14 protein-coding genes are annotated in these 13517 nt (G+C 41.7%); 6 read left to right on the top strand and 8 right to left on the bottom strand.

Annotated features, from left to right (window positions below; translation table 11 throughout):
• Window positions 1–106 precede the first annotated feature (106 nt).
• Window positions 107–778, bottom strand: coding sequence for an ABC transporter ATP-binding protein (locus tag H626_RS0110205; protein WP_027109273.1), 672 nt, complete (start codon window positions 776–778; stop codon window positions 107–109).
• 11 nt (window positions 779–789) lie between these two features.
• The gene (locus H626_RS0110200) at window positions 790–1881 is read right to left on the bottom strand and encodes an ABC transporter permease (RefSeq protein WP_027109272.1); all 1092 of its coding nucleotides are present in this window, start codon (window positions 1879–1881) and stop codon (window positions 790–792) included.
• 290 nt (window positions 1882–2171) lie between these two features.
• Between H626_RS0110200 and H626_RS0110195 the strand changes: the two genes are divergently transcribed.
• Genes H626_RS0110195 through H626_RS11125 form a run of 3 tightly spaced genes read left to right on the top strand, consistent with a single transcriptional unit; the run spans window position 2172 to window position 4815 of the window.
• Window positions 2172–3374: an iron-containing alcohol dehydrogenase gene (locus tag H626_RS0110195; protein WP_027109271.1), complete on the top strand. Its 1203-nt coding sequence runs from the start codon at window positions 2172–2174 to the stop codon at window positions 3372–3374.
• A gap of 46 nt (window positions 3375–3420) precedes the next feature.
• The gene (locus tag H626_RS0110190) at window positions 3421–3675 is read left to right on the top strand and encodes a hypothetical protein (RefSeq protein WP_027109270.1); all 255 of its coding nucleotides are present in this window, start codon (window positions 3421–3423) and stop codon (window positions 3673–3675) included.
• A gap of 15 nt (window positions 3676–3690) precedes the next feature.
• Window positions 3691–4815, top strand: coding sequence for a GerMN domain-containing protein (locus H626_RS11125; RefSeq protein ID WP_051237946.1), 1125 nt, complete (start codon window positions 3691–3693; stop codon window positions 4813–4815).
• A gap of 63 nt (window positions 4816–4878) precedes the next feature.
• On the opposite strand, the gene H626_RS0110180 is transcribed toward H626_RS11125, so the two are convergent.
• The 3 genes from H626_RS0110180 to H626_RS11400 form a co-directional block, all read right to left on the bottom strand.
• Complete coding sequence (locus tag H626_RS0110180) at window positions 4879–5181, bottom strand: DUF3784 domain-containing protein (protein ID WP_027109269.1); 303 nt, start codon at window positions 5179–5181, stop codon at window positions 4879–4881.
• A gap of 25 nt (window positions 5182–5206) precedes the next feature.
• Window positions 5207–6616, bottom strand: coding sequence for a dipeptidase PepV (gene pepV, locus H626_RS0110175; RefSeq protein ID WP_027109268.1), 1410 nt, complete (start codon window positions 6614–6616; stop codon window positions 5207–5209).
• Between the two features lie 211 nt (window positions 6617–6827).
• Window positions 6828–7064: a PspC domain-containing protein gene (locus H626_RS11400; RefSeq protein ID WP_245570097.1), complete on the bottom strand. Its 237-nt coding sequence runs from the start codon at window positions 7062–7064 to the stop codon at window positions 6828–6830.
• Window positions 7065–7339: 275 nt separating this feature from the next.
• Here H626_RS11400 and H626_RS0110165 point away from each other — a divergent pair, with 275 nt between their 5' ends.
• Window positions 7340–8182, top strand: coding sequence for an NAD(P)H-hydrate dehydratase (locus H626_RS0110165; protein WP_027109267.1), 843 nt, complete (start codon window positions 7340–7342; stop codon window positions 8180–8182).
• A 64-nt stretch (window positions 8183–8246) separates the two neighbouring features.
• Window positions 8247–8507 (top strand): hypothetical protein, encoded by a 261-nt coding sequence (locus H626_RS0110160; protein ID WP_027109266.1) that lies wholly within the window; start codon window positions 8247–8249, stop codon window positions 8505–8507.
• 429 nt (window positions 8508–8936) lie between these two features.
• Here the strand turns inward: H626_RS0110160 and H626_RS0110155 are convergent, their stop codons facing one another.
• The 3 genes from H626_RS0110155 to H626_RS0110145 all read right to left on the bottom strand — a co-directional run bounded on the left by H626_RS0110155 (window position 8937) and on the right by H626_RS0110145 (window position 12015).
• The gene (locus tag H626_RS0110155; RefSeq protein ID WP_027109265.1) at window positions 8937–9656 is read right to left on the bottom strand and encodes a pseudouridine synthase; all 720 of its coding nucleotides are present in this window, start codon (window positions 9654–9656) and stop codon (window positions 8937–8939) included.
• Window positions 9657–9778: 122 nt separating this feature from the next.
• Window positions 9779–11458, bottom strand: a complete 1680-nt coding sequence (locus H626_RS0110150) for a putative polysaccharide biosynthesis protein (RefSeq protein WP_027109264.1) — start codon at window positions 11456–11458, stop codon at window positions 9779–9781.
• A 377-nt stretch (window positions 11459–11835) separates the two neighbouring features.
• The gene (locus tag H626_RS0110145) at window positions 11836–12015 is read right to left on the bottom strand and encodes a hypothetical protein (protein WP_027109263.1); all 180 of its coding nucleotides are present in this window, start codon (window positions 12013–12015) and stop codon (window positions 11836–11838) included.
• 291 nt (window positions 12016–12306) lie between these two features.
• Here H626_RS0110145 and H626_RS0110135 point away from each other — a divergent pair.
• Window positions 12307–13418, top strand: a protein-coding gene (locus tag H626_RS0110135; RefSeq protein WP_156883317.1) for an IS3 family transposase whose coding sequence is annotated in 2 segments (ribosomal slippage) — window positions 12307–12562 and window positions 12562–13418 — 1113 coding nt in all. Because the reading frame shifts where the segments join, the coding sequence is not laid out codon by codon here.
• Window positions 13419–13517 lie beyond the last annotated feature (99 nt).

Below are 13517 nucleotides of genomic sequence, written 5' to 3'. Positions count from 1 at the left end.
GGCGCACCAACAAAAAGAAGCTGAGACAACAGTCCCAGCTTCTACTTATTTCAAAAACAGTATCTTCCAAAACGTGCTCCAGCCCCTCATTTCTTAGCGCAAAGCTTCACTCTCTGATGCTGAGGACGCCGTCGTTCATTTCGTAAACGGTGTCGCAGCGGTCAATGAGGCGGGTGTCATGGGTGACCATGATGATGGCTTTATTTTTTTCTTTTGTTTCGCGTGCCAGTATGTCAACAACTTCAAAAGCGCGCTCTGTATCCAGGCTGGCTGTGGGTTCGTCGGCTAGGATGACAGAAGGATCGTGGTACAGGGAACGCGCTATGGCAACGCGTTGGCGTTCGCCTCCGGATAGGTCACTTGGATATTTGTCTTTCAAATGCATAATATCCAAGTCATCCAGTAGTTCGTCACTGCGCTCTTTATCGAAGCGTGTTTTTTCGACTTTGTTGACTAACTTCAATTGTTTTTCAACAGTTAAGAACGGGACTAAGTTCGAATCTTGTAAGATGAATCCGACTTCTTCAAAGCGTAATTTGGCACGGTCTTTTTCTTTTTGACTGCTGAACGGTTTGTCTGCAATCAGTACTTCTCCATTGTCGGGCTGTTGGAGTCCTCCTATAATGGTGAGCAAGGTACTTTTACCTGAACCAGAAGGACCGATGATTGCTACAAATTCGCCTTCTTCAACGGAAAAATTTGTTGGCTTCAGTATTTCTCTCATTTCACGTCCAACTTTGAACGATTTGTTTACGTCTTTTACGTCTATGGCTTTCATGTGTTTCCTCCTTATCCTATGGCATCCAGTGGGTCGATTGAGACAACGGTCCGTACGGAGAATAATCCGCCTAATACTGCAACAATGATCAGTAAAGCTGTGATCGCTCCAAAGAAAAGGAAATTGTTGCTATAAGGGACGGCTGCCGGCAAGATGAGCCCTGAAGCGACAGTCAACGTCAAGCCAATAAATACACCGGCTGTAGCAAGGACAAATGTCTGGATGACTACGGATTTGGAAATGTAGCGTGTCGAAATTCCTTGTGCTTTCATGACGCCGAACAAGCTGGATTTTTGCAGAGTCAAGACGTACACAAAAATCCCGATAACGACTGCGGCGATGACGATCAGGAATGCGATCATGACACCGAATGTCAAAATCTGCGCACTATATCCGGGTAATTTCCAAATGAAATCTTCAATAGGATAAGAAACCAGATCGTTTTCTTCCAATTCTGCCTCATTGATGGCTTCCCCGCCGTTGCGGTATACGACCGCACTCAAAATCGTTTCCGGTGGCAATTCCGTTTGACTGTACCGGACTTCTTGATAGGTATCGAAGTCGGTGTAAAGGACGGGACTGACACTGTAACGGGCGTTCTCAATAAAGCCGACAATAGTGACCTCTTTGTCGGTTCCTGCCAATTTCAATGTATCCCCGATTTCAACGCCTTCTTGCTCCTTTAGGCTGATATCTGCAACGACATCAAAGAGATCTGTGAAGGCCTCGCCTTCTGTTATTTCCGGCATTAAAAAATCGTCGGGATCTATTCCGAAAAAGGCCACATTTACTTTTGCTTCATCTCCACTTTCGCCTTCTTTGCGGACAACATTTCGTGTCACGCCAATTTCGGCTGCTTCTTCAGCTTCCACTACTTCTGTATCTTCTAATACAAGCATCGACATATCCACATTCGTATTGGATTCGTCGGTCAAGACGATCCCATCTGCTTCCCATTGATCGATCGCCACACGATTTTCCATAGCTAGTCCATAAGCCAGTCCCGTTAAAAAATACACGAGATAAGAAACCAGCACAACGATTCCTACGATCAATATGTACCGCGTTTTTTGATGTTTGATTTCGTTCCATGCTAAAAACATATTCCACCTCTTTAGTCTATTACCTATTGAAAAGCTGCCTGACTTTCTGCTGTTTAGTACTATGTTTATAAAAAACAGGCAAAAAAATAGGCCGCTCTTTTTCGGTTTGATTTCAAAAAATAAGCGTAAAAACTGTTCTTCTGAACGCTCATGCTTCTTTTAATAGTTTACCACAACTTCTGTTGTTTTATAAAGAAAAAGATTGTGCACAATTAAATTTGTTTGAATTCGATTACAGGTGTACATATGCTATACTAAAAGTAATCAAAACAACAAAGGAGTGCTCATGCATGCAAACAGAAATTGCCAATTTTACATTTTATAATCCGGTGAAAATCATTTTTGGAAAAGATCAAATCGAACAGTTGCCGGAATTGATTTCGAAGGATAAAAAAATATTGATCACCTATGGTGGCGGAAGTGTTATACGGTTTGGAACGCTTGACCGTGTGAAAGAAGCTTTAAGTGGGTATACGTTTGGAGAGTTCGGCGGTATCGAAGCCAATCCGACTTTTGAAACGTGTATGCGGGCGGTCGATGTCATCAAAAAAGAGGGCTACGATTATTTATTAGCCGTCGGTGGTGGAAGTGTTATCGATGGAACAAAATTCATTGCAGCAGCTGCCAAATTTGCTGGAGATCCCATTGATATCTTTGCCAGTGGTGTCGGAAAAGGTTTGCCTATTGAAGATGCTATCCCATTGGGCACCATTTTAACATTGCCAGCAACGGGTTCCGAAATGAATGAAACATCTGTCATCACGATCAAAGAAAAGCAGGCAAAAATCAGTTTCAAACATGAAAAAGTCTATCCAGTATTTTCTATCCTTGAGCCCGAATTGACATACACCTTACCTAAGCGTCAATTGGCCAATGGGATCACTGATTCATTTGTGCACATTATTGAACAATACCTCACTTATCCAGTCGGTGGAATGGTTCAAGACCGCTTTTCGGAAGGCTTACTGCAGACATTGATCGAAATCGGACCGGAAGTTGTCGATGAAGATAATCATGACTACACTTTGCGTGCCAACTATATGTGGACAGCTACTATGGCCTTGAATCGCATTCTTTCACGCGGAGTACCAGGAGATTGGGCTGCTCATGGATTGGGACATGAAATCACAGTATTGAACCACACCGACCATGCCCGTACGTTATCTGCCATCTTACCTGCTTTAATGGATATTCGTCGTACAGAAAAACACGACAAATTGATCCAGTATGCTGAACGTGTGTGGCATATTCACGAGGGCAGCGATGAAGAAAAAGTTGATGCGGCTATCGAACAAACGGCTTCCTTCCTTCGCAGCATCGGAATGCCTGTCACTTTACAGGAAATAGATGTGAAAAAATCGGATATCGACTTTTTAGTCGGTCAGCTTGAAAAACACAACAATACAGCTATTTCTGAAAGAGGCGATCAAACGTTGGAGGTCAGCCGTAGAATTTACGAGCGGGCACTTGCAAAAGATTATGCTTCCAACTAATCGATCAGTAGAAAACAATACTCTGGCTTCTGGAAGGATGATGAGAATGGAAAGTGTTGTACACGGATATTATGATGATTTCAAGGATGCTATTCGCGCTTATGACACGTTTGTGATGAAAGGTTATCCGACTGATAGATTTCACCTCATCGTAAATGAAAAGATGAAAAATGCGTTCCAGCTACAAACAGATATTCCTCTAATAACAGATTATCCATCTGAAGCAGAACTTCTAGAAGAATATGCGAGTCAATTACAATCAGATCATTTTCTATTATTGGTTACACATAACAAGACTTAAAAGGAGGGTTCACTGATGAAAAAAATTCCGCATTTACTCATTTTTTCAGGCTCAGTCCTCTTACTTGGTGGCTGTTCGCTCTTTGCTGATGATGAACCGATAGATACCAGTATGGATACGAGTGACACGACGGATTCGATGGACACAACGGAATCAACTGATACAACTGAGGAAACTGACGATAGGATTTCTATTCTAGACTACTTCCCTGTTGCAGAAAATACCCTCCATCGTTATGAAGGAACCGGAAATGAGTACGCTAGTTTCACTCATTTTCCGCAATACATCGAAGGAGAATATATTCAATACACTGAAAATAACGGCGGCACAGAAATGGTCACGGTGCTCCATTTGACCGAAGAAAAGGCAGAAGAAGTATTCAGACGCGCAGAAGTCTATTACCGTCAAAACTTTATCGCAGAGGATCCGGAAACTTTGGATTCGGAGTCGCTCGAAATCCGTTTGCAGGCACCTATCGAAGTGGGGACCAGTTGGGAAAGTCCATCCGGTTCGCAGTCTGAAATCACTGCTTTAGAGGTCACTGTAGATACACCTTCCGGTTCATATGAGGCCTTGGAAGTAACTACACAGCAAGATGAGTCGATTTCTCGTTTCTACTACGCTCCAGATGTTGGACTCGTTCAAGCTGAGCACAACGTTGAAATGGATGAAGAGAATCGCATCTACTCCCGTCTAGAAGTTATCGAAGAAGATGCTGCAGAAACCTATACGATCCCACTTTATTATTTGGATGAACAAGCACTCGGTTTGGAAGAAGAAATGATGGAGTTTGAAATGAGTACCAACGAATCTTTCCGCGAGACCGCTACTGATTTGTTGCAATCACCTTTGGGACCAAACGATTTCAAAATGATCTCCGATAATACCACTATCAACACACTGTATTTAAATGAAGACGGTTATGTCTACGTCGACTTGTCAGAGGACTTTATTGCTGATATGAATGCGGGGGCTGGTATCGAGAGTATGATCCTACAAGGATTGGCCAACTCTCTCGGGAAGTACTACAGTGCGGAACGTGTCTATCTCACAATCGATGGCGGAGCCTATGAATCCGGCCATATCGTTTTAGAAGAAGACGACTACCTCACTGTGGATGATTCTATGGTGAATGAATAACTATTTTTAATCGTATTTCTATAAACAAAAAGCGCCTTTCCAAATTGGAAAGGCGCTTTTTGTTTATTTTTTAAACCGCTCATTTGTATTCGAATAGATCAAAAAGGCAAGCGTAACGAGAATAAAGAGGACAAAAGCCATCCAAAACAAGCCCATCCAGTCCATTCTTATGCCAACTGTCCACACAAAGGTCAAGAAGGCATAGATGAACATCAACTTGCTTGTTGTTTTGGTCATCTTTTGAGTATCGTATTTTTCTTTTTCACGTTTAGGTAATGTATTATACCCAGCAATCAAGTTGGCGCCCTTTCCTTTTGAAAAGAGCCAACCTATTCCCAAAAACAAGAAGACGATCATCCAATCCATCTGTCATCCTCCTTCACTTCTGTCCTTATTTGATCAGTTCATAAATGGCTTCTGCGTAAATGGCCATGGCTCTCATTAAATCGTCTATCGCCATGAATTCATTTGCTTGGTGCATAGTGTCTATGCTGTCTGGGAACATGGCTCCATATGCTACACCACGTTTTAACAAGCGGCCATATGTTCCGCCACCGATTACTTGTTCGTGTGCTTCTAAACCTGTTTGACGTGCGTACACACCTAAAAGTGTCTGAACGAGTGGATCATTTGCAGGAACATAATGGGGAACTTTTCCTTTGCCCTTAGATAGTTCGACTGGGTATTGACTCATTTTTTGACGAACAGCTTCTTCTACGTCTTCTTCTGTTGTTCCTTGTGGGTAACGGAAGTTGACAGAGATTTTTCCACCTTCATCAGCTGTAAAGGAAAACACACCTGGATTTGAAGACAATTTGCCCATTACTGCATCTTCGACAGCAACAGCTAATTTATGTCCTTCAGGATCATCATGTAAGTAAAGTGCCGTTACTTCTAAGAAAGCACGTGCATCTCCACCAAAATTGTAATCCGTCAAGAAAGTTGCTAGGTAAGTCGCGGAGTTCACTCCAGCTTCTGGATGACTACCGTGAGCTGATTGCCCGACCATTTCGATCGTCACTTTATTTCCATCGACACCAACTGTTCCATGAACAGGTTTATCCGAAGTAAATGCATGGAATGCAGCTTCTACTTCATCTGCTTTTGGTGTTTCAAAAATTGCGATGGCATCTTGAGGGACCATGTTTTCACGTAAGCCGGATTGGAAACTAAGTAGTTTACTTTTTCCACCTTCAGTATTGCCTTTAAATTCTAGGTATATAGTGATATTACCTTTTTCGCCGTTAATGATCGGGAACTCTGCGTCAGGTGAAAATCCGAAATCGGGTTCATCCACTACGCTTAAATAGTGATCCATTCCTTTCCAACCACTTTCCTCATCGGTTCCGATGATAAAGCGAACTTTTCTTGATACAGGCAACTCTAAATCTTTGATGATTTTCAATGCATAGTAAGCAGCCATACCTGGGCCCTTATCATCACTGGCACCACGTGCATAGACCCGACCTTCTTTGATGACCGGTTCAAAGGGCTCTGTTTCCCAACCGGTTCCAGTAGGGACAACGTCTACATGCGCTAACACGCCCATCACTTCGTCGCCTTCTCCATATTCCATATGACCAGCTAAATTCGCAAAGTTTTCTGTTTGAAATCCGTCTCTTTCACCGATTTTCAAGAAAGCTTCCAATGCTTCTTTGGGTCCAGGACCAACTGGCGCATCGTTAGTAGCTTTGTCATCATCACGCACACTGTCGATACTCAATAAAGTAAATAAATCTTCTAGAAAAGCGTCTTTTCGTTTGTCCGCTTCTTTTTTCCAATCAATAGATTGATTTGTCATGCTTCCAACTCCCTTTTCTCATTTGTTTTTCACCTTTTTATCATACCATTTTTTTAATCAATACAAAAGATAGGGCAGTTCTCTTTTCTTTTTTAGGCTTGGTCAAAGCTATTTGCTGATTTTGTGTAAAAAATAGAACTCTCCATTTTTCGAAGTTCTACTCTTGTACAGGCTTTTATTTAACGAACAAACAAGTGGATCCAATGTAACTTTATAATGACGGAGGACTAGCTGACATCGTATTGGCAAGAATCATATAGATGATGATATTCGTCGGTACAAGTAAGAAGATAAAAATTAATCTCACAGCAAAAGAAGAGATCCCGAAATACTCAGCTATACCTCCACAAACACCATATAAAGATCTATCTGTTGCGGATTTCCTTAATTTGTTTCTCAAATTTATTCCACTCCTCTGATTTAAACTTTCTTTTCCTCTATTTTTCACCAAACAAACTTATTTGCGCTAGTGAAATCTGCTGTTCCGTCTGTTGAATAGTAAATTTATCATTTCGTAAGTCTATATGAATCAACTATATCATACGTCCCCCTATCTAGTACCAGATTCCCCTTATTCTGCGGTGACTTTCTTTCTTTGGTAATGGCTGCTTTTAAAAAAACAAAGATTCGATGGCTTTCTAAGTGACAATCCCGCCGCATTCCTCTTATACTAGAAGAAAGGGAAACGGATTCATTAGGTACTGGATGAAAGGAGTTTTATATATGAAAGAGATCAAGAACTTTATGGTGAGAGAATGGATTCCCACACGACAAAAGGATAGTCATAAGGGCGATTTCGGGAGAGTTTTATTCATTGGTGGAAATGAACAGATGGGTGGCGCCATCATTTTATCGGCTTCTGCCGCAGTATATAGCGGAGCGGGATTAGTCACCGTTGCTACACATCCTTCAAATAAACCGGCTTTACACAGTCGTTTACCCGAAGCCATGTTTGTCGATTCATCTGATTTGAAAGCTGTGGAAGAAAAACTCTCTTCTATGGACACCATTGTCATCGGACCTGGTCTCGGTCGAAAAGCGCACGAACTGGATTTGCTTAGTCTCGTTCGAGAAAATATGTCTGCACACCAATTTCTAGTTATTGATGGTGACGCACTCTCTCTTTTTGCCGAAAACGATCTACCCGAAACAAAAGCCAAAGTTATTTTAACGCCTCATCTGGGCGAATGGCAAAAGTTGAGTGGGCTTTCTCCTAAAAATGAAAATGAAACAGCCAATCGAGAGATACAAAAGAAATTGAATGCGATCGTCGTGTTGAAAAAGGCTCGAACTGAAATTTACATGAAAAATCAGGTATGGAGAAATAGTGCCGGGAACCCGGGAATGGCTACCGGTGGTATGGGCGATACTTTAGCCGGTATGATCGGTGGTTTTCTGCATCAATTTGACGATAAGGATAAAGCGCTGATAACAGCGGTTTATTTGCATAGTCGTATTGCTGATTTGATGAACAATGAACAATACGTCATCATTCCGAGTCAATTGATCCAACGTATCCCGAAAACAATGAAAGGCTACGAGAATAAACCACTTCCGTACGTATAAGCCTCTTTCTTCCAATGGAAATATTTAGTATACTATGGTGGAGACTAATGAAGGAGTTTATTGTATGAACAAACTTATTTCCGCCATTTGGCTGGTAGCTTTACTTGCGGGTGCATTGATCGGCTATCAAGGCTATTACCAATTTTTCTTTTTGATATTTCTACTGGTTCCTTTAGCCTTATTCTTTTTTACACCCAAAGACGAAGCAGCCAAATCTACTGCACGAAAAGAACAAGAAAAAAAGAACCAACAATTACTTACCCTGACAGGATTCGTCCTCGTCCTCGGTGTCCTCATCGGCTTCTTCGCAAAATATTATATATAGAAAAGCTGTAAAAGTCTGTTCTGATTCCTGTAAAAATAGGCCCTTCACCCCTGAATGAGCATCTTGCGCAATGGGGTGAAGGGATCTTTTTTACACGGAGTCAAGACTTGGACAGCTAGACAAGAAAGAAAAGTTTCTCCTACCCGTTTTGACCCCATAAAAAATAGAATCTTCACCCCTGAATGAGCATCTTGCGCAATGGGGTGAAGATTTCTTTTTTTATGCCGGGTCAGGGCAGAAGAAACTAGACACTATAGAAAAGCTGTAAAAGTCTGTTCTGATTCCTGTAAAAATTGTGCAAAAAAAAATAAAGGCTGGGACTTTTGTCCCGGCCTTTTTCTATTTCGTGAACTTGATTTTCTAACACGTATTCAAAAAGCAGTTCCGACAACCACTTCACGATGCTGTATTCGGATCTGTTTACTTATTTTATCGATTTCGCAACAAATCGATTTCTTCTTTTGTCAGTTCGCGGTAGTGTCCTAATTCCAATGTTGGATCCAATTCTAACGGTCCCATGGTCAACCGCTTCAAATAAACCACTTCTTTTCCCACTGCTTCCATCATCCGTTTGATTTGATGAAATTTTCCTTCTTGGATAACGATTTCTACTCGCGATTCTTCCTTTTCTTCGTCCACAGAAAGAATACGTAATTGACTCGGCATCGTTTGATAGCCATCTTCCAGCACCACACCTGCTTCAAATGCTGTGACATCTTCCTGGGTCACCTTTCCAGAGACGAGTGCTTCATACCGTTTGTCCACATGCTTTTTGGGGGAAAGGAGTGCATGCGCTAACGCCCCGTCATTTGTCAGCAACAGCAACCCTTCCGTATCTTTGTCTAGTCGGCCAACAGGAAATGGTTCCTGTAGCGTATCATGGGGCTCGAGTATGTCGATCACTGTCTCATGCAGTTCGTCTTCCGTTGCACTGATCAGTCCGGCTGGTTTATTTAACATGAAATAAATGTATTCTTGATAGACTACCGGTTCTCCGTCAAAGAGAACAGTGTCCTTTTCTGGATCAGTGTGTGTTTTGGGATCGGTTATCTCTTCTCCATTTATTGTGACCAGTTTCTTTTTCAACAGCTTTTTGACTTCTTTCCGTGTACCAAAACCTGTGTGTGCCAATAGTTTATCGATCCGCATTTGTATGCTCCTTTCAGTTTTACAGAAAAAACTAGTGACTGCTCACTAGTTTTTATTGATCTTGTTTAGTTGATTCATTATCTGGTGATCCGTTGCTTCTCTACACGACCCGTTCGTTAAGATTATTTGATATGCAATTTATTGCGAATGCTTTGCGCTTTGGTTCCGATCAAGCGATCAGCCAGGCGCGTTTTTACGGCTAGATAGACATACGTCGCTACACCAACTACAGCGACAGCGATGATCGTTATCATTGCTCCCAAGCGGCGCTCTGGCGAAATGACTAAGTTCATTGCTTCTCTGACTAACAGTGTAGCACCACCCATTATCCCAGATAAAATGGCGATCAAAATAATGCGGTTCACAAGATAGGCAATGTTAAAGTGGATGGTTTTGTGCATGATACGCAACATCAAGAATCCGGTCACACCAAATCCGATCATGTTCGTGTAAAGCATGCCATAAGTGCTGAACATGGCTAGGAATGGATATTGTAAGACGATTTTTGTTACTAATCCAATCAACAAGGCATAGATCGCGGGACGTGTTTTATTTGCTGCTTGTAAAGAGTTCCCAAACAAGGCATACCCTGCCAAGAAAATACTCATATAAGCAGAAACTTGCGTGATCGTCGTCCCAAATTCATTGTATCCGTAAAATACTGTGTACAATGGTCCTGCCAATACGGCCATGCCGGTTGCAGCTGGAAACATCAAGAAAAATAAGAGTTGTACGCTCGTGCTGAATTGACGCCGGACGCCTTTCATGTCATTCTTTGCAATCAAGTCACTGACTAGCGGTACCGATGTTATTGCCATAGCTGTTCCAAAGGAAATGATGATCATAATGAGTTTGTGTGCATTAGCTTGTGAAATTCCATAAGTTCGTTGGATTTCTAGACCATCCATTGTGGAAACGCGCTCCATTATGGGTTGATAAGTAAACTGGTCGACAAATTGGAACAAGATGATTCCTGTTGCGATGATAATAAAAGGGATAGCTGTTTTGATGATACTTTTTAATAATTGGTTAGTGGAAATTTCTATGGCGTTGGCACTTTCTTCTTTTGTATAGCGGAGAGCTGTCTGTTGCTTTTTCAGCTTCATGCCTAAATAACCGGAAGCAAATAGTGCTCCGATAAAAGCAGCGAAAGTTGACATTGCTACTGCTAGTACAACTGAGCCGCCCCACACTACCCGGACGAGGTAAACAGTGACCAACATGAAGGAAACGCGAGCGATCTGTTCGATGATCTGTGATATCGCTGACGGTGCCATTGTATTATGACCTTGAATAAATCCACGTGTCACACTCATGAGTGGGATAAACAGTAACGCTGGTGTGAGTGAACGAATGACAGCTGTACTGTCAGCTACAGAAGCTGATGGGCTTCCGGCCGCGAAAAATGGTGCGAGTACAAAAAGTAATATACTGGAAACTAAGCCACTAATAGCCATGATCTGTAGACCTTTTTTGTAAATATTTTTACTGATCTCATATTCACCTAAAGCATTGTAATAAGAAACTTGTTTAGAGATTGCTGAGGGCACACCTGCTGTAGCTAAGCTTAAGAAAAAAGCATACGGTGTATAGCCAATTTGAAATAAAGCATTTGCCGCATCGGCTGTCTGCGAATTCCCCATCCATGCCATCCATGGAATGATGTATAATGCTCCGAGTAACCGAGATGTCATGCTTCCTGCGGTCATCCAGGCAGATCCGCTGACCATTTTATTCTGTGTATCATCTTTTGGTTTGATTGTGTGTTTGGCTTCTGTTTGATGGGTCGTATCTTTCGTCATGTATCTAAACCTACTCTCATTGAGATATCTAGACATTTTTTGTCCGTTAAACTATATTCTACTTCTTTATATTTTTAGTTGCAACGATTTCCGTAAACCGTTGTGTATATTTAATGCTTTTTTAACTAATAAGAAATGAGAGTAAGACAACAGGCGTTTAGACCCGGATAGATCTGCGCATACTCTGTCTGCAAGAAGCGTTGACTTTGCAGCACCGTTTAAAGAATGCCCTTCGATATACAAAGTGAAATAATGAAAGAAATGCTCTGCATTTCTTTTCAATAGTATATAGAGAAATCACAGGTAGATTTGCCTATTTTCGCTACCCTAGTTTCTCACATCCTTTTCGTACTAGTCAACATACATTGCTATCTCGCTCAACCTTTTTGGATTCCCCTTCGATCGGGCAACTTCCTCTCTAGTTGCTCTTTCAACTTTCCAGAAAGTGGAATCGATTGGGCTACTTTTAAAGAAATGGTCACAGAACTTGCCGGATTCAGTTCCGTTCGGGCAACTTCACCACCTACCTCGGGCAAACTCGACCGATTCGCTCTCATTCGAGCAACTTCACAACCTACCTCGAGCTAACTCGACCGATTCGCTCTCATTCGAGCAACTTCACAACCTACCTCGAGCTAACTCGACCGATTCGCTCTCATTCGAGCAACTTCACAACCTACCTCGAGCTAACTCGACCGATTCGCTCTCATTCGAGCAACTTCACAACCTACCTCGAGCTAACTCGACCGATTCCCTTTCAATCGGGCAACTGGATAGGCTACACTAAGTTGGACAATAATTATAAGGTCTTATACACTTAAGTCAAATCACAACGGAGGAAAAACATCATGACTAAAAGAGAGAGAAGATCGTTTTCTAAAGACTTTAAAGAACAAGTTGTTCAACTGCATTTAGCTGGAAAGCCTCGGGCAGATATTGTTAGAGAATATGATCTGACGCCTTCGGCCTTGGACAGATGGGTTCGTCAACACCAATCATCTGGTTCATTTCAAGAAAAAGATAATCGTACGCCTGAAGAAACAGAATTAATAAAGCTCCGTAAAGAAAATCAACGTCTTATGATGGAGAACGATATTTTAAAACAAGCAGCGCTGATAATGGGACGAAAGTAGATGTGATTCGGAATAACCTTCACAAATACTCGGTATCAGCAATGTGCGAAGTCCTGCAAATCTCAAGAAGCACCTACTATTACGAAGCGAAACAACGTGATCATCAAGAAGAAGAGCTAACACAGTTAATTGTTCAGGTGTTTAAAGCTAGTCATAACATTTATGGTCAGCGAAAAATAAAAGTCGAACTCCAAAAGCTGGGCTGGCAAGTCTCACGTCGTCGAATTAGTCGAATCATGAAAGAACAAGGTCTACTCTCTAAATATACGATTGCTCAATTCAAACCAAGTAAATCGACCGTTAATGAGTCTGAAACAGTTAATGTACTGAATCGAAGATTCAATCAAGAGAAGGAATTGACTGTTATTGTCAGTGACTTAACTTATGTGCGCGTAAGACAAAAATGGCACTATATTTGTGTTCTGGTAGACTTATATAATCGTGAGATTATTGGGTACAGCTCTGGTCCAAATAAGACCGCGGAGTTAGTTCAACGCGCTTTTTCAACGGTTCCGTACAATTTAACTCGTCTTAAATTATTCCACACAGACCGGGGAAGTGAATTTAAAAATCATCTCATCGACAAAGCACTAGATACCTTTGGTATCAAACGCTCTTTAAGCAATAAAGGCACTCCATACGACAACGCTGTAGCAGAAGCTACCTTTAAAACGATTAAAACAGAATTGATTAATGGCCGTGTTTTTGAACATCAGAAAGAACTGGACCTTGAACTGTTTGATTACGTTAATTGGTACAATAAGATTCGTATTCACGGGTCGCTCGGTTACTTATCGCCACAAGAATACAAATTATCAAACCTTTAAAAAGTTGTCTAATTAAGTGTTGACATACCAAACTTCACCACCTACCTCGGGCAAACTCGACCGATTCGCTCTCATTCGAGCAACTTCACCACCTACCTC

This window comes from Lacticigenium naphthae DSM 19658 (genome assembly GCF_000425865.1).
In the GTDB taxonomy this organism is placed as follows: Bacteria; Bacillota; Bacilli; order Lactobacillales; family Carnobacteriaceae_A; genus Lacticigenium; species Lacticigenium naphthae.
The sequence above is the reverse complement of the archived record's forward strand: the minus strand, read 5'-3'. Positions and strand labels throughout refer to the sequence as shown.

Coding starts and splice junctions, on each gene's coding strand:
- H626_RS0110205 (WP_027109273.1), bottom strand. CDS start 778: ATGAAAGCCATAGACGTAAAAGACGTAAACAAATCGTTCAAAGTTGGA.
- H626_RS0110200 (WP_027109272.1), bottom strand. CDS start 1,881: ATGTTTTTAGCATGGAACGAAATCAAACATCAAAAAACGCGGTACATA.
- H626_RS0110195 (WP_027109271.1), top strand. CDS start 2,172: ATGCAAACAGAAATTGCCAATTTTACATTTTATAATCCGGTGAAAATC.
- H626_RS0110190 (WP_027109270.1), top strand. CDS start 3,421: ATGGAAAGTGTTGTACACGGATATTATGATGATTTCAAGGATGCTATT.
- H626_RS11125 (WP_051237946.1), top strand. CDS start 3,691: ATGAAAAAAATTCCGCATTTACTCATTTTTTCAGGCTCAGTCCTCTTA.
- H626_RS0110180 (WP_027109269.1), bottom strand. CDS start 5,181: ATGGATTGGATGATCGTCTTCTTGTTTTTGGGAATAGGTTGGCTCTTT.
- pepV (WP_027109268.1), bottom strand. CDS start 6,616: ATGACAAATCAATCTATTGATTGGAAAAAAGAAGCGGACAAACGAAAA.
- H626_RS0110165 (WP_027109267.1), top strand. CDS start 7,340: ATGAAAGAGATCAAGAACTTTATGGTGAGAGAATGGATTCCCACACGA.
- H626_RS0110160 (WP_027109266.1), top strand. CDS start 8,247: ATGAACAAACTTATTTCCGCCATTTGGCTGGTAGCTTTACTTGCGGGT.
- H626_RS0110155 (WP_027109265.1), bottom strand. CDS start 9,656: ATGCGGATCGATAAACTATTGGCACACACAGGTTTTGGTACACGGAAA.
- H626_RS0110150 (WP_027109264.1), bottom strand. CDS start 11,458: ATGACGAAAGATACGACCCATCAAACAGAAGCCAAACACACAATCAAA.
- H626_RS0110145 (WP_027109263.1), bottom strand. CDS start 12,015: ATGAGAGCGAATCGGTCGAGTTTGCCCGAGGTAGGTGGTGAAGTTGCC.